Annotated in this window: 20 protein-coding genes; 13 read left to right on the forward strand and 7 right to left on the reverse strand. The window is 54.6% G+C overall.

All coding sequences use genetic code 11. The annotated features are described in order from the left end of the window. Positions 1 to 183: 183 nt before the first annotated feature. The 5 genes from ACYASS_RS09940 to ACYASS_RS09960 all read left to right on the forward strand — a co-directional run bounded on the left by ACYASS_RS09940 (position 184) and on the right by ACYASS_RS09960 (position 6,179). Positions 184 to 705, forward strand: coding sequence for a (2Fe-2S)-binding protein (locus ACYASS_RS09940; RefSeq protein WP_463586010.1), 522 nt, complete (start codon positions 184 to 186; stop codon positions 703 to 705). Further along, positions 702 to 1,688 carry an FAD binding domain-containing protein gene (locus ACYASS_RS09945; protein ID WP_463586011.1) on the forward strand — a complete coding sequence of 329 codons (987 nt, stop codon included), beginning with the start codon at positions 702 to 704 and terminating at the stop codon, positions 1,686 to 1,688. Before ACYASS_RS09940 ends, ACYASS_RS09945 begins: the two co-directional genes overlap by 4 nt. Further along, positions 1,688 to 3,886: a xanthine dehydrogenase family protein molybdopterin-binding subunit gene (locus ACYASS_RS09950; protein ID WP_463586012.1), complete on the forward strand. Its 2,199-nt coding sequence runs from the start codon at positions 1,688 to 1,690 to the stop codon at positions 3,884 to 3,886. The genes ACYASS_RS09945 and ACYASS_RS09950 overlap by 1 nt, the downstream gene beginning before the upstream one ends. A 359-nt stretch (positions 3,887 to 4,245) precedes the next feature. Continuing rightward, positions 4,246 to 5,187 (forward strand): choline ABC transporter substrate-binding protein, encoded by a 942-nt coding sequence (locus ACYASS_RS09955; RefSeq protein WP_463586013.1) that lies wholly within the window; start codon positions 4,246 to 4,248, stop codon positions 5,185 to 5,187. A 59-nt stretch (positions 5,188 to 5,246) separates the two neighbouring features. Then, entirely contained in the window at positions 5,247 to 6,179 is a 933-nt protein-coding gene (locus tag ACYASS_RS09960; protein ID WP_463586014.1) for an alpha/beta hydrolase, read from the forward strand. A gap of 182 nt (positions 6,180 to 6,361) precedes the next feature. On the opposite strand, the gene ACYASS_RS09965 is transcribed toward ACYASS_RS09960, so the two are convergent. After that, positions 6,362 to 7,621, reverse strand: a complete 1,260-nt coding sequence (locus ACYASS_RS09965; RefSeq protein WP_243245075.1) for an MFS transporter — start codon at positions 7,619 to 7,621, stop codon at positions 6,362 to 6,364. 448 nt (positions 7,622 to 8,069) lie between these two features. Between ACYASS_RS09965 and ACYASS_RS09970 the strand changes: the two genes are divergently transcribed. From ACYASS_RS09970 to ACYASS_RS09980, 3 genes are read left to right on the forward strand one after another with little or no spacing between them, the layout of a single operon-like run. Further along, complete coding sequence (locus ACYASS_RS09970) at positions 8,070 to 9,509, forward strand: cytochrome ubiquinol oxidase subunit I (protein WP_243245073.1); 1,440 nt, start codon at positions 8,070 to 8,072, stop codon at positions 9,507 to 9,509. 3 nt (positions 9,510 to 9,512) lie between these two features. Beyond that, the gene (gene cydB, locus ACYASS_RS09975) at positions 9,513 to 10,520 is read left to right on the forward strand and encodes a cytochrome d ubiquinol oxidase subunit II (RefSeq protein WP_122662984.1); all 1,008 of its coding nucleotides are present in this window, start codon (positions 9,513 to 9,515) and stop codon (positions 10,518 to 10,520) included. A gap of 55 nt (positions 10,521 to 10,575) precedes the next feature. Continuing rightward, positions 10,576 to 10,746, forward strand: coding sequence for a DUF2474 domain-containing protein (locus tag ACYASS_RS09980; protein WP_087272625.1), 171 nt, complete (start codon positions 10,576 to 10,578; stop codon positions 10,744 to 10,746). Between the two features lie 182 nt (positions 10,747 to 10,928). Here ACYASS_RS09980 and ACYASS_RS09985 read toward each other — a convergent pair whose 3' ends face one another. Both ACYASS_RS09985 and ACYASS_RS09990 read right to left on the reverse strand, forming a co-directional pair. Continuing rightward, complete coding sequence (locus tag ACYASS_RS09985; RefSeq protein ID WP_463586015.1) at positions 10,929 to 12,053, reverse strand: methyltransferase; 1,125 nt, start codon at positions 12,051 to 12,053, stop codon at positions 10,929 to 10,931. Between the two features lie 118 nt (positions 12,054 to 12,171). Next, positions 12,172 to 12,405, reverse strand: a complete 234-nt coding sequence (locus ACYASS_RS09990) for a helix-turn-helix domain-containing protein (RefSeq protein WP_463586016.1) — start codon at positions 12,403 to 12,405, stop codon at positions 12,172 to 12,174. 343 nt (positions 12,406 to 12,748) lie between these two features. Here ACYASS_RS09990 and ACYASS_RS09995 point away from each other — a divergent pair, with 343 nt between their 5' ends. Beyond that, positions 12,749 to 13,525 (forward strand): ferredoxin--NADP reductase, encoded by a 777-nt coding sequence (locus ACYASS_RS09995; RefSeq protein ID WP_463586175.1) that lies wholly within the window; start codon positions 12,749 to 12,751, stop codon positions 13,523 to 13,525. Between the two features lie 128 nt (positions 13,526 to 13,653). Here the strand turns inward: ACYASS_RS09995 and mscL are convergent, their stop codons facing one another. Continuing rightward, positions 13,654 to 14,100: a large-conductance mechanosensitive channel protein MscL gene (gene mscL, locus ACYASS_RS10000; RefSeq protein ID WP_087272638.1), complete on the reverse strand. Its 447-nt coding sequence runs from the start codon at positions 14,098 to 14,100 to the stop codon at positions 13,654 to 13,656. Positions 14,101 to 14,295: 195 nt separating this feature from the next. On the opposite strand from mscL, the gene radA reads away from it, so the two are divergent. After that, on the forward strand, positions 14,296 to 15,663 hold the full coding sequence (gene radA / locus ACYASS_RS10005) for a DNA repair protein RadA (protein ID WP_122662976.1): 1,368 nt from the start codon (positions 14,296 to 14,298) through the stop codon (positions 15,661 to 15,663). Between the two features lie 195 nt (positions 15,664 to 15,858). On the opposite strand, the gene ACYASS_RS10010 is transcribed toward radA, so the two are convergent. Next, the gene (locus tag ACYASS_RS10010) at positions 15,859 to 16,227 is read right to left on the reverse strand and encodes a PilZ domain-containing protein (RefSeq protein ID WP_463586017.1); all 369 of its coding nucleotides are present in this window, start codon (positions 16,225 to 16,227) and stop codon (positions 15,859 to 15,861) included. Positions 16,228 to 16,509: 282 nt separating this feature from the next. Between ACYASS_RS10010 and ACYASS_RS10015 the strand changes: the two genes are divergently transcribed. The 3 genes from ACYASS_RS10015 (at position 16,510) to yjiA (ending at position 19,940) form a co-directional block, all read left to right on the forward strand. After that, positions 16,510 to 18,585, forward strand: a complete 2,076-nt coding sequence (locus ACYASS_RS10015; RefSeq protein ID WP_463586018.1) for a carbon starvation CstA family protein — start codon at positions 16,510 to 16,512, stop codon at positions 18,583 to 18,585. A 19-nt stretch (positions 18,586 to 18,604) separates the two neighbouring features. Then, positions 18,605 to 18,802, forward strand: a complete 198-nt coding sequence (locus ACYASS_RS10020; RefSeq protein ID WP_032627364.1) for a YbdD/YjiX family protein — start codon at positions 18,605 to 18,607, stop codon at positions 18,800 to 18,802. A gap of 160 nt (positions 18,803 to 18,962) precedes the next feature. Then, a complete protein-coding gene (gene yjiA, locus ACYASS_RS10025; protein ID WP_463586019.1) occupies positions 18,963 to 19,940 on the forward strand; it encodes a GTPase in 978 nt (325 codons plus the stop codon). A 41-nt stretch (positions 19,941 to 19,981) separates the two neighbouring features. Here the strand turns inward: yjiA and ACYASS_RS10030 are convergent, their stop codons facing one another. Together ACYASS_RS10030 and ACYASS_RS10035 are read right to left on the reverse strand one after the other, a co-directional pair. Next, positions 19,982 to 21,814, reverse strand: coding sequence for a UvrD-helicase domain-containing protein (locus ACYASS_RS10030; protein ID WP_463586020.1), 1,833 nt, complete (start codon positions 21,812 to 21,814; stop codon positions 19,982 to 19,984). 14 nt (positions 21,815 to 21,828) lie between these two features. Beyond that, positions 21,829 to 24,321 (reverse strand): ATP-dependent nuclease, encoded by a 2,493-nt coding sequence (locus ACYASS_RS10035; RefSeq protein WP_463586021.1) that lies wholly within the window; start codon positions 24,319 to 24,321, stop codon positions 21,829 to 21,831. Positions 24,322 to 24,420 lie beyond the last annotated feature (99 nt).

Below are 24,420 nucleotides of genomic sequence, written 5' to 3' on the forward strand. Positions count from 1 at the left end.
ATACATGAGACGCGGCCAGAAGACTCTCTGCATCATCGTTTATCGCCCAGATGCCGTCCAAATCACACACCACCCCCTGAATCCACGCCCGTCAACAAACCCTGAACGATTGCCAAACCCCGCGAGTCGTACCCCTTAAGACGCAGAAAACTGCGCTGTACGAGTACCTACCGTGAGGTTCCCATGAGTTCACCGACCCCCCAGGATTTCGCTGGCCACGCGATATGCCTGACCCTCAATGGTCAGCCGCGACAGCTCAACGTTCAGCCGTGGACCACATTGCTGGACCTGCTTCGGGACCAGCTTGATCTGATCGGCACCAAAAAAGGCTGCGACCACGGTCAATGTGGCGCGTGCACTGTGTTGCGCGACGGCAAGCGCATCAACGCCTGCCTGACGCTGGCGATCATGTGCGATGGCGCCGAACTGACTACCATTGAAGGGCTGGCTGACGGCGACCGGTTGCACCCGATGCAGCAAGCCTTCATCAAACATGACGCCTTCCAGTGCGGCTACTGCACGCCGGGGCAGATCTGCTCCGCTGTAGGCCTGGCCAACGAGGGCAAGGCTCAAAGCCCCGCGGAAATACAGGAACTGATGAGCGGCAATCTGTGCCGTTGCGGCGCCTACAGCAACATCCTCGCGGCCGTGGAGGAAGCGCTGCCGCAGATGGCCAGCTTCGAGAAAGCGGGGGGCAGCCGATGAATCCCTTTACTTACAGTCGCCCGACCAGTGTCAACGAAGCCGTTAACCTGAGCGGCGCAGCGACCCGGTTTATCGCGGGCGGCACGAATCTGCTCGACCTGATGAAAGAAAATATCGATCGTCCCGAGCATTTGATCGACATCACCCGGTTGCCACTGAACACCATCAGCGAAACGGCCGACGGTGGTCTGATGATTGGTGCTTTGGTGAGCAACGCCGATCTGGCCTGGCATCCATTGATCGAAGAGCGCTACTCATTGCTGTCCCAGGCGGTACTGGCCGGTGCATCGCCGCAGTTGCGCAACATGGCGAGCACGGGCGGCAACCTGCTACAGCGCACGCGTTGCTACTACTTCTATGACTCCACCGTGCCCTGCAACAAACGTGAGCCCGGCAGTGGCTGCCCGGCGCGTGATGGTCTGAACCGGATTCACGCGATTCTTGGGGCCAGTGATGAATGCGTCGCCACTCATCCTTCGGATATGTGTGTGGCCCTGGCAGCGCTGGAAGCCGTGGTCCACGTTCAAGGCCGAGCCGGTCAGCGCACCATTGAATTTGCTGACTTCCACCGCCTGCCTGGCGATGCGCCTCAGCGCGATAACCAACTGGCCGACGACGAGCTGATTACCGCCGTTGAGCTGCCAGCGCCTGGCTTTGCAGGGCAGGGCAAGTACCTGAAAATTCGCGATCGCGCTTCCTATGCCTTTGCGTTGATATCAGTTGCTGCATCACTTGAGCTTGATGGCGACGTCATCCGCAATGCGCGCCTGGCACTTGGCGGCGTGGCTCACAAGCCATGGCGCGATAAGCTCGTCGAGCAAATGCTGATCGGCAAGCCCGTCTCCCGCGAGAACTTCGCCGCCGCCGCAGACGCTCTGCTGGCTGACGCCGAACCGCTGGAGCACAACGCCTTTAAAGTCAGACTGGCACGTCGGGCGATCATTCGCGCCCTCAGTGATGCTGCCGTAGGAGGAGACGCCTGATGAACACGCCTGTTTCGCCACTGGGCCAAGCGCTGGACCGGGTTGATGGCAAGCTCAAAGTCACTGGCCAGGCGCGTTATGCTGGCGAGTACCCTGAAACTGGCCTGCTGCACGGCAGTGTCGTCTCCAGCACCATCGCCCGTGGCCGTGTGACGCATATCGACATTACCGACGCGCTGCGTGTGCCGGGCGTATTGATGGTCCTCGATCACAAGAATCGTCCCAAACTGGCCAGCTACGACGAGAGTTACGAAGACGCGGACTCCGCTGACGGTTCGCCATTCCGTCCGCTATATAACGATCGAGTGATGTACAGCGGTCAGCCGCTGGCCTTGGTCGTTGCCGAAACCCTTGAGCTGGCGCGTTATGCCGGTTCTCTGGTGCGTATCGAGTATCTGGTCGAGGCGCATGAAACCGATCTGTTGGTGGTGCAGGGCGACAGTTACGCCGCGCCCGTCGAGTTACCCAAGCCACGCGGTGACTTTCAGGCTGAATTCGCCAATGCCGCCTCGACGGTCGATGTGCACTACAGCACGCCGGTCGAACATCACAACCCGATGGAACCCCACGCCTCGACGGTTTTTTACAGGGACGATGGCAGCCTGCAGGTTCACGACAAGACTCAAGGCCCGCAAAACTGCCAGGACTATCTGCACAAGGTCTTCGGCATTGATAAAGACAAGATTCAGGTGCTGGCTGCGTTTGTCGGCGGGGCATTTGGCTCGGGTTTGCGTCCGCAGTATCAACTGCCGCTGGCGGTGATGGCGGCGCTGGAGCTGAAACGTTCGGTGCGCGTAACCCTGACTCGGCAACAGATGTTTACCTTTGGCTATCGTCCGCGCACGTTGCAGCACCTGCGTCTGGGCGCGACAGGTGACGGTCGGTTGTTGGCCGTCGGGCACGAGGCAATCGGCCAGACGTCTCGTTTTGAAGATTTCAGCGAGCACGTCGTGGAATGGAGCGGCATGCTCTATAAGTGCGACAACGTTGAACTCACCTACAAGTTGGCACCGCTGGACGTATACACCCCGTTGGACATGCGCGCCCCGGGTGCTGCGCTGGGCCTGATCGGGCTGGAATGTGCCATGGATGAACTGGCAATTGCGTTGGCGATGGACCCTGTACAGCTGCGTTTGGCCAACTATGCCGAACGTAATGGCAATGAAGACAAACCGTACTCCAGCAAACAGTTGCGTGCCTGCTACGCCCAAGGCGCTGATCGCTTTGGCTGGAGCCATCGTAATCCTGAGCCACGCAGCATGCGCGAAGGTCGACAGCTCATAGGTTGGGGCATGGCGGGTGGTGTCTGGGAAGCCATGCAGATGAAAGCCAGTGCCAAGGCGCATATCGACGCGCAGGGCAGGCTGACGGTCAGTAGCGCGACCACCGATATCGGCACCGGCACTTATACGGTCATGACCCAGATTGCGGCAGAGGCTGCGGGTGTGTCCGTGGAAGATACGACCTTCCTGCTTGGCGACTCTTCATTGCCTACGGCACCTCTGCAAGGTGGTTCGTTCACTGTCTCTTCTGTGGGGAGCGCTGTGCAGCAAGCCAGCAAAGCGTTACGCGAGAAATTGTTCGTGGCGGCGGGGCAGATTGATGCGAAGTTTCATGCCGCGCAGGTCGAGCAAATGACCGTGGCCAATGGGTGCGTGTCGTTGGGCGATCATCAATTGGCATTGAGTGAGGTGCTGAGCAGTTGGCCTGAAGGTCTGCAGGTTCAGGTGGATGCCGAGCCGGATGCGAAGCGTGAGGGTTATGCCACAGCCACTCATTCGGCAGTATTTGTCGAGGTGCTGGTCGATGAAGACCTGGGCACGATTCGTGTCAGCCGGGTAGTCAGCGCGGTCGCGGCAGGTCGAGTGGTCAACCCGAAAATGGCTCGCAGCCAGATCCTCGGCGGCGTGGTATGGGGGCTCGGCATGGCTTTGCAGGAAGAGACCCAGAGCGATCACACGCTGGGGCGCTTCATGAATCACAGCCTTGCGGAATACCACATCCCGGTTAACGCCGATATCGGCGACATTGATGTGATTTTCGTCGAAGAAAATGACACGATCGTCAATGCGCTGGGTTCCAAGGGGGTTGGTGAAATTGGCATTGTTGGTGTCGCAGCGGCGGTTGCCAACGCGGTTTATCACGCTACGGGCAAGCGCGTTCGGGACTTTCCGATTACGCTGGATAAGGTGTTGTAGCCCTTTTGATGCCCCACTTGCAGGCTCGTTAAGCCTGGACTTGTGGGAGCGAGGCTTGCCAGCGATGAGTTCGGCGCGGTTTTCATCTGTACCGCGTCATCGTTTGTCGCGAGCAAGCTCGGCTCCCACAGGACTTGTGTTTCTTCAGTAGGGTCGGGTTGAAGGTCAACACAATATCCAAAGGTCAGGTTGTTGATCACAACCCGTTCAATGTCGCCAGAGTGCAAGCACAGGTCGCGCTGGTGCGTTTTGTGCTGCGTGCTGCTGGGTAAGTTGTTGTCGCGTGCCGCATTCGCATGGCCGCAGTTGTTCGAAAAATCAAAAAATCAAAAAACAACCTGCCGACCGAGGAAGCGCGCATGAACAGATTTATCCGTCACATCAGTTGCGGGGTACTGATGCTGAGCAGTACTGCTTTGCTGGCGGCCGAACCCGCCAAGTGCCAGAACGTGCGTATGGGCGTGGTGAACTGGACTGACGTTGTGGCGACCAGCGCGGTCGCTGAAGTGTTGCTCAAGAACATGGGGTACGACGTCAAACAGACCAGTGCGGCCCAGCAGATCATTTTCGGCGGTTTGCGCGATGATCGACTCGACATATTCCTTGGTTACTGGAAGCCCGCGATGGACAAAAACATCGCGCCGTTTGTGGCTGCCAACCAAGTGAAGGTGCTCGATAAGCCGAGCATGAGCGATGCTCAGGCTACCTTGGCAGTGCCCGATTATGTCGCTGCGGGTGGCCTGAGGACATTTGGTGATATCGCAAAATTCAAAGACAAGCTCGGCGGCAAGATCTATGGCATTGAGCCTGGGACCGGTGCCAACGCCAATATCAAGGGCATGATCGACAAAAATCAATTCGGCCTGGGCGGGTTCCAGCTAGTGGAGTCTGGCGAGGCCGGAATGCTCGCGGCGGTGGCGCGTGCGGTCAAGCGCGGCGAGTGGGTGGTGTTTGTCGGCTGGACCCCGCATCCGATGAATATCAACATGAAGCTGGCGTATCTGACCGGGAGCGAAGATGTATTCGGGCCGGGAGAGGGCGCGGCCACAGTGTCTACCGTTACGGCACCGGACTACGCGCAACGCTGCCCGAACGTCAGCAAGTTGCTGAGCAATCTGACCTTCACCGCAGCTCAGGAGAGCCAGATGATGGTGCCCATCGTGGACCGCAAAGCCCCGGACGAAGTTGCCCGACAGTGGCTCAAGGACAATCCTCAGGACCTGAAACGATGGCTGGCAGGGGTCACTACGTTTGATGGCAAGGATGCGGCGCCGGTGGTGATGGCTGCGGTCAACAAGTAAGCAGGTGTGTATATCCTATCGCGAGCAAGCTCTGCTCCCACAGGGTGAAGGCCAGCCTTATGAACGATCGCTACCCGTTGTCCCCAGAGCTCAGAGCCTTTGTTGATAAAACGTTGAGCCTGACTTCTACCGCGTCCGACTACCCCGGCCATCGTGCGGCGTATACGCGGATGTCCCAGGCATTCGACGCGCCTCGCCCGGCAGGGCTTGAGGTGACGGATTTCCAGCTGGCTGACGTGCCGGTTCGTCTTTATCGCCCGGCACATCTGCCCGCGGAAACGGCCGCTCCCTGCGTGATTTACCTGCACGGCGGTGGATGGATCGTGGGCGGCCTCGATTCCCATGACTTCATCACGGCGGCATTGGCGGTTGATGTGGGATGCGTGGTGATTGCAGTGGATTATCGGTTGGCACCTGAACATCCTTTCCCCGCGCCGTTTGAGGATTGTGTGGCGGTATGGCATGCGGTTCAGGCGCAGGCTGACTGGTTGGGCATTGATGCCTCCCGGGTCGCTGTCGCGGGTGACAGTGCGGGAGGCAATCTTGCTGCGGCCCTGTGTCTGGCATTGCGTGATGGTGGTTATCCACAGCCCAACGGTCAGGCACTGATTTATCCGGCACTGGGCAGCGAGGAGGATCTGCCATCGCGTAGCGAATGCGCCGACGCACCTTTGTTGAGTCGCGCCGAAATGGACGAATGCTGGGCGTTGTACCTGAGCCAGCCTGAAGATTGTTGGTCGCCGTATGCCATGCCTTTGCTTGCCGACGATTTCAGCGGGCTTGCCCCGGCATTTATCAGTGTTGCGCAGTTTGATCCTCTGCATGATGACGGCGTGGCTTATGAGCAGCGTCTTCGCAAAGCGGGAGTCTCGACTTTTTTTGATGCAGGGGACGGGTTGGTGCATGGCTACTTGCGCGCCAAGGGGCTGGCGGTTGAAGCGGATCGATCTTACGACCGACTGGTCAACGCCTTGCGCCGGATGATCCTGTAGGAACTGCCGAAGGCTGCGAATCGTTCATCTGAACCTGCAGACCTTGTAGGAGCTAACTTGTTGGCGAGGCGGAATTTCTGACCATGCAGGTCCGACGTCTCGCCAACAAGTTGGCTCCTACAGGGGCACCCTTTGGCTTCGCGACAGCGGCGTGCCGTGGACACAAGGCGCGCTTGTGCAGACTAACGCGTGGGTACGCTGTTTTGCTCTTCCGCCTCGGCCACCACATCTCGCATGCGGTCGCGGTTGGCCAGGGTCGGGAACAGCTTTATCCAGATGCCGGTCACGGCCAGGGTGCCGACGCCGCCCATGACCACAGCCGGGACCACGCCAAACCAATGGGCAGTTAGGCCTGATTCAAACTCGCCGAGTTGATTCGAGGCACCAATGAATAGACCGTTGACCGCGCTGACCCGGCCACGCATTTCATCCGGGGTTTCCAGTTGGACGAAGGACGCGCGGATCACCATGCTGATCATGTCCGCTGCGCCAAGCACCACCAGCACGGCCATGGAAAACCAGAACGAGGTAGACAGGCCGAAAGCGATGGTCGCCACCCCGAACACGCCGACAGCGGTAAACATCACGCGGCCTACATGCCGCTCGACATTGAAGTGCGCGAGCCACAACGACATCGCCAGCGCGCCGACTGCCGGTGCCGAGCGCAGCATGCCCAGACCCCACGGTCCGGTTAGCAGGATGTCTTTGGCAAAGACCGGTAATAGTGCTGTCGCGCCGCCCAGAAGCACGGCGAACAGGTCCAGCGAAATAGCGCCGAGCACATCCGGACGGCTGCGGATGAAGCGAATCCCGGCCAGCAGCGAGTCCAGCGTCGCCTTGTTCTTGTTCAGCGGTGTCTGACGGGCGGGCAGGCTGAGCATCAGCGAACAGGCAATCACGTACAGCAGGACCGTTGGTCCATACACCCAGCTGCTGCCAAAGGCATACAGAAAACCGCCCAGCGCAGGCGCGACGATGGTTGCCGATTGCTGCGCGGACTGCGCCGCAGCCACAGCCCGGGGAAACAGCGCGGGCGGCACGATACTCGGTAGCAAGGCTTGAGTAGTCGGCATCTCGAACGAGCGCGAAGCCCCCAGCGCGAAGGCCAGGATGAAGATCATTTCCCGTGTCACGCTGTCGGTGCTGCTGCCGATGAACAGCGCAAGCGCGATACAGGCCTGCGCGGTCTGGCAGATGGCGGCCACTTTGCGTCGGTCGTAGCGATCCGCCACATGCCCGGTGTGGAGCATGAACAGTACGCGCGGCGCGAACTCCACCAGACCCACCAGGCCCAAGTCCAGCACGTTGCCGGTCAACTGATAAAGATTCCAGCCAATGGCCACCGTCAGCATTTGAAAACCGCTGGCGGTGAAGATGCGGGCGAACCAGAAAGCGACGAACGGACGGTGGTGGCGCAGTAACACAGGGGCTTGAGTCGACATGAGCAACAACAGCCAAGCAGGAGAGAGCCGCCAGATTATCAGTTTGTAACAGTTAGTTGCATGAAAAGCCTGACAGATTGGATCCTAAAGCGCGGTTTTTTTCAGCGCTTGTGTGAATGATCATTGTGCTTGCGGATGTTGTGACAAGCCGCTGGCTCTGCGACCTAGAGCAGTGAGACAACTCGCCACGCGGCAAAAGACCACACGTCCGAAACGCTCGAATGGGACTACTCTTTGACAGTCAGTTGATCTGCGTCAATGCCTGCAAGGCAAAAGAAACGGCAGACGACTTGACGGATTCAAGGTTGCGCGATGGGCGGCCGGAAAAGTCTGGTTACTTTTCATCCTCAGCCCAGAACGTTTTCAACCTGCCGCGCTCCTTACCTGTGGGGGCAGTGGCTGCTGACCTCGGGGTCACCGGCCGTATCACCTGATAGAGGAAGACCTAATGTTCGGTTTGGATGCAATTGAGCTCGCCCGAATTCAGTTCGCGTTTACCATCTCGTTCCACATCCTGTTTCCTGCCATTACCATTGGTCTGGCAAGTTACCTGGCCGTACTCGAAGGCCTGTGGCTCAAGACCCACAACAACGTCTATCGCGATCTTTACCATTTCTGGTCGAAGATCTTTGCCGTCAACTTCGGCATGGGCGTGGTTTCCGGTCTGGTCATGGCGTATCAGTTTGGTACGAACTGGAGCCGCTTCTCCGACTTTGCCGGGGCCGTCACCGGGCCGCTGCTGACGTACGAAGTGCTCACGGCGTTCTTCCTCGAAGCCGGTTTCCTGGGCGTGATGCTGTTCGGCTGGAACCGCGTCGGCCGCAACCTGCACTTTTTCTCTACGGTCATGGTCGCCATCGGCACCCTGATCTCGACTTTCTGGATTCTGTCCTCCAATAGCTGGATGCAGACCCCACAAGGTTACGAAATCATCGACGGCCGGGTGATCCCGACTGACTGGTTCGCAGTGGTCTTCAACCCGTCGTTCCCTTACCGTCTTGCGCACATGTCCATCGCTGCATTCGTGGCGACCGCATTCTTCGTCGGTTCGTCCGCAGCGTGGCACTTGCTCCGCGGTCGCGACACGCCGCAGATCCGCAAGATGCTGTCGATGGCCATGTGGATGGCCTTGCTGGTCGCGCCTTTGCAGGCAGTGGTCGGAGACTTCCATGGTCTGAATACCCTCAAGCATCAACCGGCAAAAATCGCTGCAATTGAAGGCCACTGGGAAAACGTTGGCGATGAGCCAACGCCGTTGATCCTGTTCGGCTGGCCGGACATGAAAGAAGAGCGCACCAAGTACGCGGTTGAAATCCCGTATCTGGGCAGCCTGATCCTGACGCACAGCCTGGACAAACAAGTCCCGGCGCTGAAAGAGTTCAAGCCTGAAGACCGTCCCAACTCGACTGTCGTGTTCTGGTCGTTCCGGGTCATGGTGGGCCTTGGCTTCCTGATGATCTTCACTGGCCTGTGGAGCCTGTGGCTGCGCAAGCGCGGCACGCTGTATCAATCCCGCGCGTTCCTTTACCTGGCCTTGTGGATGGGCCCATCAGGCCTGATCGCGATCCTGGCAGGCTGGTTCACCACTGAAATCGGCCGTCAGCCGTGGGTTGTTTACGGTCTGATGCGCACGGCTGATGCTTCATCCGGTCATAGCGTTGCGCAGATGAGCATTACCCTGGTCTTGTTCGTCGTGGTCTATTTCGTGCTGTTTGGCGCAGGCCTTGGCTACATGATGCGTCTGGTGCGTAAAGGTCCGAAGGTTCATGAGGACCATCAGCCTACCGGTGGCCCAGGTCAGCAACGTACTCCGGCTCGTCCGCTCTCCGCTGCTGAAGAAGGCAACGAAGACTCGCTTAACCACGACAGCCTGAATAAGGGGAATTGAGTCATGGGTATTGATCTTCCACTTATCTGGGCAATCATCATTATCTTCGGCGTAATGATGTACGTGGTCATGGACGGCTTCGACCTCGGGATCGGGATTCTCTTCCCGTTCATGAAGGACAAGACCGACCGTGACGTGATGATGAACACCGTCGCTCCCGTCTGGGACGGCAACGAGACCTGGCTGGTATTGGGCGGCGCGGGTTTGTTCGGCGCTTTCCCGCTGGCTTACTCGGTGGTGTTGTCGGCGCTTTACCTGCCGTTGATCCTGATGCTGATTGGCCTGATCTTCCGCGGCGTGGCGTTTGAGTTCCGCTTCAAGGCCACTGATGAGAAGCGTCACCTGTGGGACAAGGCCTTTATCGGTGGCTCACTGGCTGCGACGTTCTTTCAGGGTGTTGCACTGGGCGCGTTTATCGATGGCATTCCGGTGGTTGATCGCCAGTTTGCAGGTGGTGGCCTGGATTGGCTCACCCCGTTTTCCATGTTCTGCGGCCTTGCATTGATCGTGGCGTATGCGCTACTGGGTTGCACTTGGTTGATCATGAAGACCGAAGGTGCACTGCAAAAAGCCATGCATGATCTGGCTCGTCCATTGGCAATCGCGGTGTTGGTTGTGATGGGTGTGGTAAGCCTATGGACGCCGTTGGCTCACCCCGACATCGCTAACCGCTGGTTCACACTGCCGAACCTGTTCTGGTTCCTGCCAGTGCCGATTCTGGTGCTGGTAACCATGTATGGCTTGTTCAAAGCTGTGGCGCGTAACGCTAACTACACGCCGTTCCTGTTGACCCTGCTGCTGATTTTCCTTGGCTACAGCGGTCTGGGTATCAGCTTGTGGCCAAACATCATCCCGCCATCGATCTCTATCTGGGAGGCTTCGTCGCCACCGCAGAGTCAGGGCTTCATGCTGGTGGGGACGCTGTTCATCATCCCGTTCATCCTGGGTTACACCTTCTGGAGCTACTACGTGTTCCGCGGCAAGGTTACCCACGAAGACGGCTACCACTAGCAGATATCTGCCCCGACGTCCGGCGTTGGGGCTATCAGTAGAGGGGAGACTGGCGATGTCAGGCAAAGAATCTTTTCATGATGAGCAAGACCCGGCGTTGAAAAAACCGTTGTGGCAGCGTCTGGCATGGTTGGCTGGCATCTGGGCTGCGAGCGTGTTCGCGCTGTTCATTGTCGCCAGCGTACTGCGGCTGTTCATGAACGCTGCTGGTTTGACGACCCACTGATTTCGAATCCCATCCCGCGTCCCATCGACGCGGTTTTACAACCCTCCACTGGAGGGTTTTTTTTACCATCCCGATATTGATCCTGTAGGAGCTGCCGAAGGCTGCGAACAGCGGTTTATCAGGAAAAACGGGTTCGCAGCCTTCGGCAGCTCCTACAGGGGTATGGTTAGGGCCCGGGGTTATTACTTGCGTGCCTTGAGAATCACGAACTTCGGCGTTGCAGCGATTTGCTCGACGCCGCGAAACAGCCGTGCCAGTTTGGTGTGGTAGCCCAGATGACGATTGCCCACCACATACAACGCACCACCGGGAACCAGTGCGGCACGAGACTGCTGGAACATGCGCCACGCCAGGAAGTCACCCACCACCTGCTGTTGGTGGAAAGGCGGGTTGCATAACACCACATCCAGAGAGTCTGGTTCCTGACCTGCCAGGCCGTCATCGGCGCGCATCACGACTTCACGGTCGCCCAGTGCCGCGCGCCAGTTCTGCTCTGCCGACTGCACCGCCATGTATGACTCGTCGACCAGCGTGTACTGCGCTTGGGGGTTGGCCAGAGCGCTGGCAATCGCCAATACGCCATTGCCGCAACCGAGGTCCGCAACCCGGGCGTTGCCCAGATTCTTTGGCAGATAAGGCAGAAATGCACGGGTGCCAATGTCCAGCCCTTCACGGCAGAACACGTTGGCGTGGTTCACCAGCTCGATCACAGGCTCATCCAGCGTGTAGCGGGTCGGATAGGGCGAAGAGGCCAGTTCTTTGGGTTGTGGTGTCGCGCACAACAGCCTGGCTTTTTTCACTGCGAGGGACGCGCTGACCGGGCCGACGTATTCTTCCAGCAGATCTCCGGCCGAACGGGGCAGATGCTTGACCATCGCGGCTGCGACGACCCGGGCGCCGGGAGCCAATTGGCCTTGCAGGCGTATCAATTGCTCCTCCAGCAAGGCGAGGGTTTTTGGTACACGAATCAGCACCCAGTCGAACGGGCCAACGCTGGCTTCGCTGGCCGGAACCAGGGTGACCGCATCGTAGGCCATGCCATTGCGCACCAGGTTTTTCTGCAAGCCATGAGCCGCCAGATAAGAGTCAGTGCTGCTGGTGACCGTCGCATGCTGAGCAAGGCTGACTGCCAGCGCGCCGAAGCTGTCGTTAAGCACCAGCACCTTGCTTTGCAGCGTCAGGCCATGCTCCGCCACGTAATTGAGCAGATATTCATCAGCAGCGTCGAACGCTTGGAGCGGTTCATCTTGCTGTTCCGGTTGGCGGATAAGATCAAGCTGGGCGAACGGAGTATCAAGCAACGGCATGGGCGGGGAAACTCTGGTCAATCGACGATGGGTCACCTAAGCCCATGGCTGCGGGCTGGTAGAGGAAGGAGATTTTACGTGCTTTTTGGCGCTTGGCACGTGTCGGTGAGCGGTTGGCTCAAAACATTCCTCTGAGCGCCGCCTGTACCACTGCCGCTGTCTTGTTGCAGGCCCCCATCTTCACGATCGCATTGGCCATATGAAAATGTACGGTACGTTCCTTCAGACCCAGAATTACGGCGATGTCGCCCGCTGTTTTTCCTTCGGCCGTCCATTTCAGTATTTCGACTTCCCTCGCAGTCAGAGGCTTGACGTCGTACCTGTGCAAAGCCTCAAGAGACTTGCTCCCCATTTTTTGTCGCCTCCATGGCGTGTCAGTGATTTTCCGTAGCCACTTTTTAGTGTAGGAAGAATCCCGTCCCTAAACTTCGCCTTGCAGTCATCACGGACAGGTGGAGTACTGGCGTTTTATCCCATAGATCAAAGGTCACAATGCCGAACCGTTGCAACGCCGGGCTTTGTCCTATTCACCCGGTCAGCGTTTGAATCCACCGCTATAGACCCAAGAATGAAACAGTCTAAACGCGTGACTAGAGCAACGAGTCAAGGATGTCACTACAAACCGGCGGTGTTTATCCACCGCACTTTGCGGGACACTGGGCGCATCCGATTACGTGCAGGAGTCAGGTTTGACCATGACCGCCAGTGAAGAAAAGTACACCCGCCAGACGCTGCTAAACGTCACGCCGTTGACCCCAAGCCTGTTCACGTTGCGAACGACCCGTGATCCGGGCTTTCGCTTCCGGGCCGGACAGTTTGCGCGTCTGGGAGTCACGAAGCCGGACGGCAGCATCGTTTGGCGTGCTTATTCAATGGCTTCTTCACCGCATGACGAGTTTCTGGAGTTCTTCTCCATTGTGGTGCCGGGTGGCGAGTTTACGAGCGAGCTGAGCCGACTGCGTGAAGGCGACACGCTACTCATCGAAAAGCTGGCGACGGGTTACCTGACTGTGGACCGGTTTACGGACGGTCGCGACCTGTGGCTGTTATCCACAGGCACTGGTGTCGCGCCGTTTCTGTCGATCCTGCAGGACTTCGAGGTCTGGGAGAAATTCGAGCGGATCGTTCTGGTGTACAGCGCCCGGGAGGAGAAGGAGCTGGCGTATCAGCAACTGATCGCGGGGCTGACAGAGCGCGATTATCTCGCCGGGTATGCCGACAAGCTGATCTACCTGCCGGTGGTCACACGCGAGCAGATTCCAGGCGCACTGAGTGGCCGGATCACGCAGTTGATCGAGAACGGCGAGCTGGAGAAAGCTGCCGGTCTGCCGCTGAATCCCGAGCAGTCTCGCGTGATGATCTGCGGCAACCCGCAGATGATCGAAGACACGCGCGCGCTACTTAAAGCACGCGACATGAACCTGAACCTGACGCGTCGGCCGGGGCAGGTGGTTGTCGAGAATTATTGGTAACAGCGCCGCTTCTCTGTAGGAGCGAGCTTGCTCGCGATGGCGTCAGGCCAGACAGTAATTTCTTTACAGGTCTACCGTGATCGCGAGCAAGCTCACTCCTACAAGTCCGCTTTCAGGCCTCTATCGATTCAAACCGGATGCTTCGGATCAACGGTAATCGGTGCCGACGGCTGATGCTGTTCTTTGAGCAGGTCACGAATCTCGCCCAGCAGCAGTTCCTGCTTGGTCGGAGTCGGTGGCAGGGTCGGCGCTTTGGCTTCTTCGCGTTTGAGGCGATTGATCGCTTTTACGCCCATGAAGATGGCGAAGGCGACGATGATGAAGTCGATCACTGTCTGGATGAACTTGCCGTAGGCCAGCACTACCGCAGGGGCCGCACCTTCTGCAGGTCTGAGAATAACGGCGAGGTCACTGAAGTCCACACCGCCGATCAGCAGCCCCAGAGGCGGCATGATGACATCGCCGACGAACGACGAAACGATCTTGCCGAATGCCGCACCAATGATGATACCGACGGCCATATCGACCACGTTACCTTTGACGGCAAAGGCTTTGAACTCGCTTAGTACGCTCATGGGTCATTCCTTGTAACTGATGAGATTGTCCAGTGCAGTGTAAGTCAGCTGCACGCGTTGCGCTGGGCACCCTGCAATCGACCGGGCTTTTCTGACGAAGTTTTATGAAATTCCTTAAAAACCTGATGGAGCAGGCTTACCGACGTACAGGTAGCAGCTGCGTTATGATTGCCAACTTTTACCGACGGGGTTGTCATGGCCAAGGCCAAACGCTTGTATGGCTGCACTGAGTGCGGTGCGACCTTTCCCAAGTGGGCCGGGCAGTGCAGCGAATGCGGCGCCTGGAACACATTGGTTGAAACCGTGCTGGAAAGCGGCAGCGCAGCGCCTCCGAGCGGGCGTTCCGGCTGGACCGGGCAGCAAACGCAGATCCGTACGCTGGCTGAGGTCAGCATTGAGGAGATACCGCGCTTCTCCACCAACTCCGCCGAGCTGGACCGCGTGCTTGGCGGCGGGCTGGTTGATGGTTCGGTGGTGCTGATCGGTGGCGATCCGGGGATCGGCAAGTCCACCATCCTCCTGCAGACGCTGTGCAACATTGCCGAACGCATGCCGGCGTTGTACGTCACCGGGGAAGAGTCCCAGCAGCAGGTGGCGATGCGCGCGCGTCGTCTGGGGCTGCCTCAGGACAAGCTTCAGGTGATGACCGAAACCTGTATCGAAAACATCATTGCCACCGCCAAGGTTGAAAAGCCCAAGGTGATGGTGATCGACTCGATTCAGACGATTTTTACCGAGCAACTGCAGTCTGCGCCGGGCGGTGTTTCGCAAGTTCGCGAAAGCGCGGCTTTGCTGGTGCGTTACGCGAAGCAAAGCGGTACGGCGATTTTCCTTGTCGGTCATGTCACCAAAGAGGGCGCTCTGGCGGGGCCGCGAGTGCTTGAGCACATGGTGGATACGGTTCTCTACTTCGAAGGCGAGTCTGACGGGCGTCTGCGGTTGCTGCGTGCCGTGAAGAACCGCTTTGGTGCGGTCAATGAGCTGGGTGTATTTGGCATGACCGACAAGGGGCTGAAGGAAGTCTCCAACCCGTCGGCGATTTTCCTGACACGCGCTCAGGAAGAAGTCCCCGGCAGTGTGGTGATGGCAACCTGGGAAGGCACGCGGCCGATGCTGGTGGAGGTTCAGGCGTTGGTGGATGACAGTCACATGTCCAATCCGCGCCGTGTGACACTAGGCCTGGATCAGAATCGTCTGGCGATGCTGCTGGCGGTCCTGCATCGTCACGGTGGCATTCCAACTCACGATCAGGATGTTTTCCTTAACGTGGTGGGGGGCGTCAAAGTACTGGAAACAGCGTCGGACCTGGCGTTGATGGCTGCGGTGATGTCCAGTCTGCGTAACCGTCCGTTGCCTCATGACTTGCTGGTGTTTGGTGAAGTGGGGCTGTCTGGTGAAGTGCGTCCTGTTCCGAGCGGTCAGGAGCGTCTAAAGGAAGCGGCCAAACATGGCTTCAAGCGGGCAATTGTGCCGAAAGGCAATGCGCCGAAAGAGGCCCCGCCGGGTTTGCAGATTATTGCGGTGACACGTCTGGAGCAGGCGCTGGATGCTTTGTTTGAGTAGGACATGAACTATCGCTAACTACCTTTAGGAGCCGCGCGCGGTCTCGCAGCAAGCATACGGCCCTGTAGGAGTGAGCTTGCTCGCGATGGCGTCAGTTCATGCGATAAATTCGTCGACCATGAAATCGAATCGCGAGCAAGCTCACTCCTACAGATACACTGTGCAGCAGGCAATCGCAGAGGGTGTCAGATCAACTCAAACCTCAATCAGCGCCGCCAACTCTCGTTCCAGCTCATCGTGATCGGCCAGGTTCAGTTCGATCAGGCGTCGCAGGTGGCTGATTGAGTCGAGCGTAATGTGCTCGCAGACAAATCCCAACTGGCCGTTGTCATCGTGGGTCAGTCTGACGTCCATTTGCACATGCACTTCATTGCTCAACTTTATGTCGGCGTGGAATGGCTCATGTGTGTCGGCTTGCCACGGTTGTGGGCGTTCTATAAGCATGCCTTTCAGAGACAAGTCGACCAGTTGAACCTGCCAATTGTGGTCCCCTTGGCTCAGTGTGGTTTTGGCATCGAATGCGATGCGTTTGAAGCGGCGGCGGTCATCGTGGGAGTCGGTCATCGAATCACTTCTCTTGGAATCGACTGACATGCTGTCAGCGGTTCAACGCCAGGCAAGGCGTCGCCTGTAACGACGATAGTCCCGATCCTGCTTTCCGGATAGCTTTCAGGCCCGGATTTACACTTCGTCGGCCTTTCGAACCGCGTCTACTGATCAGGTTCAGTGGCCGTTTTAAGTGAAACGTTTCTTTTGCGCTCTAGACCTTGGTTGGGGTGGCCTTTCGCTGCGACAGAGCTAAACTCGCGTAGCTGGTCTTTCAGTCATCTGCTGGAATATAAAAAAATGAAAAATAATAATAGCCTCATGCGCCATGTGCCCTGGCTAATCGTTGCAATTATCGGAGCATGTGCTCTGGGGGTCGTGGCCTTGCGCCGCGGAGAAGCAATCAACGCCTTGTGGATCGTGGTCGCTGCGGTCGCCATCTACCTGGTTGCCTATCGTTATTACAGCCTGTTCATTGCCCGGCATGTTATGCAACTCGACCCGCTGCGGGCGACTCCAGCAGTGGTCAACAATGATGGTCTGGACTACGTGCCGACCAACAAACACATTCTTTTCGGTCACCACTTTGCCGCGATTGCTGGCGCCGGACCATTGGTTGGGCCGGTACTGGCTGCACAGATGGGCTACCTGCCCGGCACCCTCTGGCTGATCGCCGGTGTGGTTCTGGCGGGCGCGGTGCAGGATTTCATGATTCTGTTCCTGTCCACACGCCGTAACGGTCGCTCCCTGGGTGACATGGTGCGTGAGGAAATGGGCCGTATCCCAGGCACCATCGCGCTGTTCGGGTGCTTCCTGATCATGATCATCATCCTAGCGGTGCTGGCACTGATCGTGGTCAAAGCGCTGGCTGAAAGCCCATGGGGCATGTTCACGGTCATGGCGACGATCCCGACCGCGATGTTCATGGGCATCTATATGCGCTACATCAGGCCAGGCCGCATCGGGGAAATCTCGGTGATCGGTGTGGTTCTATTGTTGCTGTCGATCTGGGCAGGCGGTCATGTTGCGGCCAGCCCTGAATGGGCACCGCTGTTCACCTTCACAGGCGTGCAGATCACCTGGATGCTGGTGGGTTACGGCTTTGTCGCTGCGATGCTGCCGGTCTGGTTGCTGCTGGCGCCACGTGACTACCTGTCGACCTTCCTGAAAATCGGCACCATCGTCGCGCTGGCAATCGGTATTCTGGTACTTGCGCCTGAGCTGAAAATGCCTGCGCTGACTCAGTTCACCGACGGTACTGGCCCGGTCTGGAAGGGCACACTGTTCCCGTTCCTGTTCATCACCATCGCGTGTGGTGCGGTGTCCGGTTTCCACGCGCTGATCTCTTCCGGGACCACGCCGAAACTGCTGGATAACGAAACCAACGCCCGTTACATCGGTTACGGCGGCATGCTCATGGAGTCCTTCGTGGCGATCATGGCCATGGTTGCTGCTTCGGTGATCGAGCCAGGCATCTACTTCGCCATGAACAGCCCCGCGGCCATTGTCGGCGGTGACGTGGTGACTGTGGCTCAGACAGTCAGCAGTTGGGGCTTTGCCATTACCCCGGAACAACTGACAGCAGTTGCTAAAGACATCGGTGAGAACACCGTGCTGGCACGTGCCGGTGGTGCACCGACGCTGGCGGTGGGTATCGCGCAGATCCTGCATCAGGCCTTGCCAGGTGCGAGCACCATGGCGTTCTGGTACCACTTCGCAATCCTGTTTGAAGCACTGTTTATTCTGACTGCGGTCGATGCCGGTACGCGTGCCGGTCGCTTCATGCTGCAGGACTTGCTGGGCAGTTTCGTACCTGCCCTGAAACGCACCGAGTCCTGGACTGCCAACGCTATCGGTACCGGTGGTTGCGTAGCGCTCTGGGGTTACCTGCTGTATCAAGGCGTGATCGATCCGCTGGGCGGCATCAACACTCTGTGGCCTCTGTTCGGTATCTCTAACCAGATGCTGGCAGGTATCGCGCTGATGCTGGCGACCGTTGTCCTGATCAAAATGAAACGCCAACGCTACATCTGGGTGACTATGCTGCCAGCGACCTGGCTGCTGATCTGCACCGTAACGGCTGGTTTCATCAAGCTGTTCGATAGCAACCCTGCGGTTGGTTTCCTGGCGCTGGCCAAGAAGTACAGCACCGCGGCTGATGCGGGTCAGATTCTGGCTCCGGCCAAGACCATGGATCAGATGCAACACGTGATCTTCAACGCTTACACCAACGCGACGCTGACGATTCTGTTCCTTTTTGTGGTGTTCAGCATCCTGTTCTACGCGTTGAAAGTCGGCGTCGCGGCATGGGGCAACAAAGAGCGTACGGATAAAGAAGCGCCATTCCAGGCACTGACGACTCCGACCAACGTTTGAGAAACGAGAGGATCTGCCTATGTTCAACGACCTGAGTCGCCTCGGGAAATACCTCGGTCAGGCTGCGCGCTTGATGGTGGGCATGCCTGACTACGACAATTACGTCGCGCATATGCAGGTCAAACACCCTGACAAGCCTGTAATGGATTACGAGGCGTTCTTCCGGGAACGCCAGGAAGCCCGTTACGGTGGTAAGGGTGGGCCCAAGTGCTGTTGATCATTTGAATTTTTTGATCCACTGCATCAGTTAACCTGTGGGAGCGGTGCTTGCCCGCGATAAGGCTGGACGCGATCTGAAGTGAATCGCATACAGCCTTATCGCGGGCAAGCTTCGCTCCCACACTGTTTTGTGTTGTTTGGTAAATACAGGAGCACCCATGACCACCCCGCAACCCATTCCCGTCACTGTCCTCAGCGGCTTTCTCGGCGCGGGCAAGACCACGTTGCTGCGTCATCTGCTCAAAACCGAGCACGGCCTGAAAATCGCCGTGATCGAAAACGAATTCAGCGACGCCGGTATCGACACCCAATTGTTGGGGGCCGAACCGGTACAGGTCATGACCCTTTCCAATGGCTGCGTCTGCTGCACCATCCACACCGATCTGACCAAAGCCCTTTTTCTGCTGCTGGAGCGTCTGGACAGCGGTGAAATCGCCTTCGACCGTCTGGTGATCGAGTGCACCGGCCTGGCCGATCCGGCGCCTGTCGCACAGACTTTCTTCATCGACGAAGAGCTGCGCGAGCGCTACATCCTCGATGGCATTATCACGCTGGTGGACGCGGCCAATGCCGACACGCATCTGGCGCAGACCATCGCTCAGGCACAGATTGGTTTCGCTGACCGTCTGCTGGTGAGTAAACGCGATCTGGTAGACGACGCTGCTTTCGAAGCCCTCAGCGCACGTTTGACCCGCATCAACCGCCGCGCGCCTATCCGGGTGGTTGAGCATGGCCGGATTGATCTGGCTGAATTGCTGGATGTACGAGGTTTCAACCTGAACGCTGATCTGGGCGGAGGGATGAGTCTGCGTCCGTTGGCGCCAGCCGGTAATTCCATTGATCGTATTTCCAGCCTTGTTCTGCGTACCGACGAACCGCTGGATATCGAGAAGCTCAGCGAGTTCATGAACGAATTGCTCGAAGAGCACGGCCAACAGCTGTTGCGCTACAAAGGCGTGCTGAACATTGCGGGGGAGCCCAAACGCATGGTGTTCCAAGGCGTGTTGAAGCTGTATGGCTTCGACTGGGATACCGAATGGGAGGAAGGTGAGAAGCGCGAAAGCGTGATTGTGTTCATTGCCGATGAACTGCCGGAGGAGAAGATCCGGGCGGGGTTTGGTAACTTGGCGAATTAAATATGGTGTCTGGCTAGCCAGACACCATATAAATTCAAAAGCTACAATACAATATGAATCTGGCTGTCGAGAAATAGTTTCTTGTCGAGTAGCTCTTTTTTTGCAATCTCTGGACTACTCGTATAGAGAATTATCTTCAAGTCTTTTATAGCTCTTGAGAAACATACATATGCCAAATTTAGGCTCTTCGATTTTTGCCCTTCCGTGGGCTGTTGTTGAGCGGTTATCGGTGTAAGAAGGCGGGAGAAGCTATAGTTATTCCAATTCGCCTCTGTGTCATCGAAGACAACAACTACTTTTCCAAATTCGTCACCCTTGACTCCATGCTGCGTGCTGTAAGGCGTCATCTTTGATATAAATAATTTAAATGAAGAAAGTTCTTCGGTTCCGAGTTTGAAAAATTCATCTACTAGCCAATCACCTTTTTCTCGAGTGTGGACGTCTTCGTCGTAGATCTCTGCTCTTGGCTCCCTATGGAGATGTAACTGTAATCGCTCTGGTAGATCTACTAATTCATGCTCTGAAGCAATCAGCAGAATGCGCTTTGTGCTGGTTGTAGTCCAGGATGATTCGATAGCTTCAATCGCGGAATTTATTTTCAAAATTAGCTGTCTGATAGTCAAGCTTTGATTTTTTCCATCTGGCTTAAGTAGCGGGCTATGGGTTCGCATTATTGATGTTATGGACGTCCAATCGCCTCCCTTCTTCGCATCAAGCAGGGGAATAAGCACATCAAAGAAGGGGGTCAATAAAAAGTGGCTGCCTTCCTTAAATTGATCCTCAGAGGCTTTCGAGGAGTAGGGACCAGTGAATAGCTTATTCAAAATACTAAATTTGAGGCGATGAGCAATCATTTGTCGCGTTAGAAATAAAAACTTTCTATCATCGTTTTCTCCCCAGCCGGACTGCTCTAGCGTTGCGTCAAATTTTTTAAGACTTTTATTTAATTGATCGTCAGTATAAGTGTTTCTCGGTCCTTCACCGGGCTCTGCTTGGATAAGATGTATTTGGACGCTACCTACTTCATTCTTGGGGCCTGGCTCCTGCAATAGCTCAGGGCGAATCGAGTTGAGTAGATCTATTACTTTATGAGAGCAGCGGTAATTATAGTTTTTGGTAATAATGGCAGACCCTTGTGGTCCAAAGAAAGCACCGGCTCTTTTTTCGTAGATTTGTTGGAGTGGGTCCCCGAAATAACCGACGACGGGGAGCTCGTTGTATGCTGATAGACGGTTTAGCGCGTTAATGACATTTGGGAAAGTGTCTTGCGCTTCATCAACAAATATATATGGGTACTTTTGCGTGGTTATTTTTCGAAGGGCATCGTTTTCTAATATAAGAATTGTAGTGATGTCAATGATGTCGTCATGGTCAAGTTTTCCATTAATATAATCTCTTCCATGTAAACTGTATTCAAAAGGAATCTCATCTGATATTTTTTCGAGTGCCTGAGTCAAGCGCTCGATTTGGGCTCGGTTTTTTATAGCTTTTTGGGAGTTGCCTGATATTCCGCTTTCTATTTTTTTTTCGATTCTTTGGGGTATTATTTTTGTTTTTACAATGGACTGTATGTTTGACTGGTAACGCGAGATTAGTGACCAGCAGAAGTCATGTATAGTGTGTATGGCAAATAGTTCATCTGCTTCAGTTCTATTTTTAATTACTTCCTTGGCAACGTTGGTGTAAGTTATACATGCAATTTTCTGATCTTTAGTTCTGAGTGCTGAACCTTTTTTTGATCGTACATGTTTAAGCGCTTTAATTAATGAACTGGTTTTTCCGGAGCCTGCTCCAGCTATTACAGAAAAACTGATGCTATTGTCTAGACAGTCGGATATGAGAAGATCTGGGTCTTTGGTTTCTAAATTTTTCATGAGATGGAAACCTTTTAGGCTGTAGGCTTAAGTTGCGCATTCAACCACTCGAGGCCTTCTTTTATATATGCCGGCGCCTCCCATCTCTCAGAGCTAGCGATTAATGTTAGTGCAAATTCGACTTTTTTGAAATCTGAAACCACGCATTCATAAATAAGCTCGTGGTCGGATATAGTACCGGATAGCGTTTCGACGGGTATTAGAGCATCAATTTTTCCGCTTCTGATTTTTTCTATATTGGTATAAATAAACGCTTCTTCGAATGTTCTAGGCGTCATGTTTACACCCTTTCCGTATGACACCACATCAATGGGCTGCTGAAACGTCACGTACATATTGGCGTCCGAAACTTTTTTCTTTTCAGGTGTCAATTTAATAATGTTTGAGATTTTTCTTTTTTCATTATAGATTTCTTTCTCTGCCTTGCTCTGTTTATCCTTGCGACCTAGTAGTAAGGTTCCAATTGATGTGTTGCTGCTCACCGCTAGGTTCTGACTAGCAATACAAGCATTGTGGTTGTTGTTTGGGTCGACCGAGTCGATGTCTGTTATCACAAGGCAGGGTAGGTTTAGAAATTTTATTAGATCTATAAATTTATGGGCAAATGCGCCGCCAAGTTCTAGTGTAGTGATGTAACAGTTTTCTAAAGATTGGAAGTGGTTTTTTATTATTCCAGGCATCAGAATACGCTCGACAGTCCCTTCGATAATGATTGTCGCGTCTGCAAAAAATAGATCGCAGTGAGTTAATGATAGATATTTTTTTAGAAATTTAAGGTTGTCATCTTGGTTATGTTTTTCAGCAAAGTTTGCAAGGTTTAGTATTTGACTTGTAGAGAGTATGTCGCGATTTTTTGCGTCTGAGTAATGATGTCTACGAAAGTATCGGATCGCACTAAAATCTGACTCCGCTACTATGTGGGAAGAGTGCGTGGTAACAATTAGTTGAGGTGTGTGTTCATCTATGCCCAGATCTTTGTTGGTTTTCTTAATGACTGCTCGTATTTTTCTAATAAATGTCTGTTGGACTTGGGCGTGAAGATGGGCTTCGGGTTCTTCTATGAATATAAGCTGGCATAGAGGTCTTGAACTTTCAGTGTTAAACCACTGTATTTGGAAGTGTGCTACTTGAATTGCCATGTATATTAAGTTCTTAAATCCTAATCCATTGTAGGACTCAGGCAGCATGTGCTCGGTTTCTGCGTCGAAATAATTTAGTGCGGTATTCCCACTAAGTGCTTTCTCAGGGTTTAAATTCGATATTACTTTTAATTTCCGATCGTTTAATGATGGGAAACCTAACTCGCTGATCGTTGAGATTAGAGATTTGAACTCTTTCTCATAGTGCGCAGTTAAACTGTTGTTGCTTTTTTCAATTATGCTTAGCGACTCTGTATCGCTTTTATGCTTTTCAAGATTGTGCTGATAAAAATCGTAGAATACTTGGGATAGGCGAGTGCTTCGAACTGAAGAGTTATCGTCAATGTTTCTCTGAGCCTCCACAAAATCAACTCTGAGAAGAGATTTTAAAGTGTTTTTCCCTTCGTTGGCATCGACTAGATGCTCTTTGGTAGTTCCAGAACTGGTTTTTTCAAGCATGAAATATTTAATTGAAAAATGCTTTTTAAGATTTTCGTTTTGAGCCAAATAATAAGATAATTTTTGAGTCAGTAATTTTTCTTCGCCGTCTCTAGAAAGTACTTCATAAATTTCCTTGTAGTTTTTTATAAGCTCATATTTATCGTTCACGGAAAATGCTAATTTTATTCCGATTTCAGTATTTTCTAGACTTAGTATGGGTAGAAAATGGGCGACTCTGCCATATTCGGTTTCAGGGTTGATGGTGAACCAAAGTTCTATTTCAATGCTTGGCAATGCAACGTTTTTGATGTCAGCGCTGTTTCCAAATTCATCGATGCTTGTGATAAGTCTCGAAGGAAAGTCATGAATTTTAAACTCTCTTCTATTGTTGATAAATAGCCTGAATGCCTCCGTGGCGGAAGTTTTACCTGCGTTATTAGCACCGACATAGATTGTTTCTGATTTGTCTAAATTTACTTCTACACACTCAAATCTTCTAAAGTTTTTTAGAGTATAGCGATTAAGATGCATATGAGCGCTCACCCTGAGGTTTGGCTTGGTATCCGAACCGGTTTCATGTTTATTAGAAAATGTTACTGATATTCCCGTCCTAGTACAGGAGAGAATAGTGTTTTCATTGGTATGTATATCTAGGTTTTGTCCCCTAAGGCCCTGCCACTGAGCTAGGTACTTTAGAGTCCCTAATTTACTTCCATCTTTTACGTTTTTATCAACGCCACCTTTCCAGCCTAAAACGGGTAGTTCCCCAAAAACACATTGCTTTGCGAGTTCTGGCTTCTTTACGGCTAGCTCTCTTCCAACTTCCCAGCACTGTATAAGTCCTTTGTCCTCTCCAAGCCAAGCTTCATTCCAGCTTAGTTTTTCTCGGATGGCTTCTTTGTGTGACCTAAAAATATGGGTCCGCATTTAGCTCTTTCCATGAGTTTGATAAGTACTCTGTGGATGGTACTGAATGGCCACTACGATGTCTATGAGACGCTCTTCGATTAAAAATAACGTTTATAA

It is taken from the genome of Pseudomonas sp. HP_14 (genome assembly GCF_055283875.1).

What these genes read in the sequence shown, in the direction of transcription:
- ACYASS_RS09940 (WP_463586010.1), top strand. Translation starts at nt 184, where the DNA reads ATGAGTTCACCGACCCCCCAGGATTTCGCTGGCCACGCGATATGCCTG.
- ACYASS_RS09945 (WP_463586011.1), top strand. Translation starts at nt 702, where the DNA reads ATGAATCCCTTTACTTACAGTCGCCCGACCAGTGTCAACGAAGCCGTT.
- ACYASS_RS09950 (WP_463586012.1), top strand. Translation starts at nt 1,688, where the DNA reads ATGAACACGCCTGTTTCGCCACTGGGCCAAGCGCTGGACCGGGTTGAT.
- ACYASS_RS09955 (WP_463586013.1), top strand. Translation starts at nt 4,246, where the DNA reads ATGAACAGATTTATCCGTCACATCAGTTGCGGGGTACTGATGCTGAGC.
- ACYASS_RS09960 (WP_463586014.1), top strand. Translation starts at nt 5,247, where the DNA reads ATGAACGATCGCTACCCGTTGTCCCCAGAGCTCAGAGCCTTTGTTGAT.
- ACYASS_RS09965 (WP_243245075.1), bottom strand. Translation starts at nt 7,621, where the DNA reads ATGTCGACTCAAGCCCCTGTGTTACTGCGCCACCACCGTCCGTTCGTC.
- ACYASS_RS09970 (WP_243245073.1), top strand. Translation starts at nt 8,070, where the DNA reads ATGTTCGGTTTGGATGCAATTGAGCTCGCCCGAATTCAGTTCGCGTTT.
- cydB (WP_122662984.1), top strand. Translation starts at nt 9,513, where the DNA reads ATGGGTATTGATCTTCCACTTATCTGGGCAATCATCATTATCTTCGGC.
- ACYASS_RS09980 (WP_087272625.1), top strand. Translation starts at nt 10,576, where the DNA reads ATGTCAGGCAAAGAATCTTTTCATGATGAGCAAGACCCGGCGTTGAAA.
- ACYASS_RS09985 (WP_463586015.1), bottom strand. Translation starts at nt 12,053, where the DNA reads ATGCCGTTGCTTGATACTCCGTTCGCCCAGCTTGATCTTATCCGCCAA.
- ACYASS_RS09990 (WP_463586016.1), bottom strand. Translation starts at nt 12,405, where the DNA reads ATGGGGAGCAAGTCTCTTGAGGCTTTGCACAGGTACGACGTCAAGCCT.
- ACYASS_RS09995 (WP_463586175.1), top strand. Translation starts at nt 12,749, where the DNA reads ATGACCGCCAGTGAAGAAAAGTACACCCGCCAGACGCTGCTAAACGTC.
- mscL (WP_087272638.1), bottom strand. Translation starts at nt 14,100, where the DNA reads ATGAGCGTACTAAGCGAGTTCAAAGCCTTTGCCGTCAAAGGTAACGTG.
- radA (WP_122662976.1), top strand. Translation starts at nt 14,296, where the DNA reads ATGGCCAAGGCCAAACGCTTGTATGGCTGCACTGAGTGCGGTGCGACC.
- ACYASS_RS10010 (WP_463586017.1), bottom strand. Translation starts at nt 16,227, where the DNA reads ATGACCGACTCCCACGATGACCGCCGCCGCTTCAAACGCATCGCATTC.
- ACYASS_RS10015 (WP_463586018.1), top strand. Translation starts at nt 16,510, where the DNA reads ATGAAAAATAATAATAGCCTCATGCGCCATGTGCCCTGGCTAATCGTT.
- ACYASS_RS10020 (WP_032627364.1), top strand. Translation starts at nt 18,605, where the DNA reads ATGTTCAACGACCTGAGTCGCCTCGGGAAATACCTCGGTCAGGCTGCG.
- yjiA (WP_463586019.1), top strand. Translation starts at nt 18,963, where the DNA reads ATGACCACCCCGCAACCCATTCCCGTCACTGTCCTCAGCGGCTTTCTC.
- ACYASS_RS10030 (WP_463586020.1), bottom strand. Translation starts at nt 21,814, where the DNA reads ATGAAAAATTTAGAAACCAAAGACCCAGATCTTCTCATATCCGACTGT.
- ACYASS_RS10035 (WP_463586021.1), bottom strand. Translation starts at nt 24,321, where the DNA reads ATGCGGACCCATATTTTTAGGTCACACAAAGAAGCCATCCGAGAAAAA.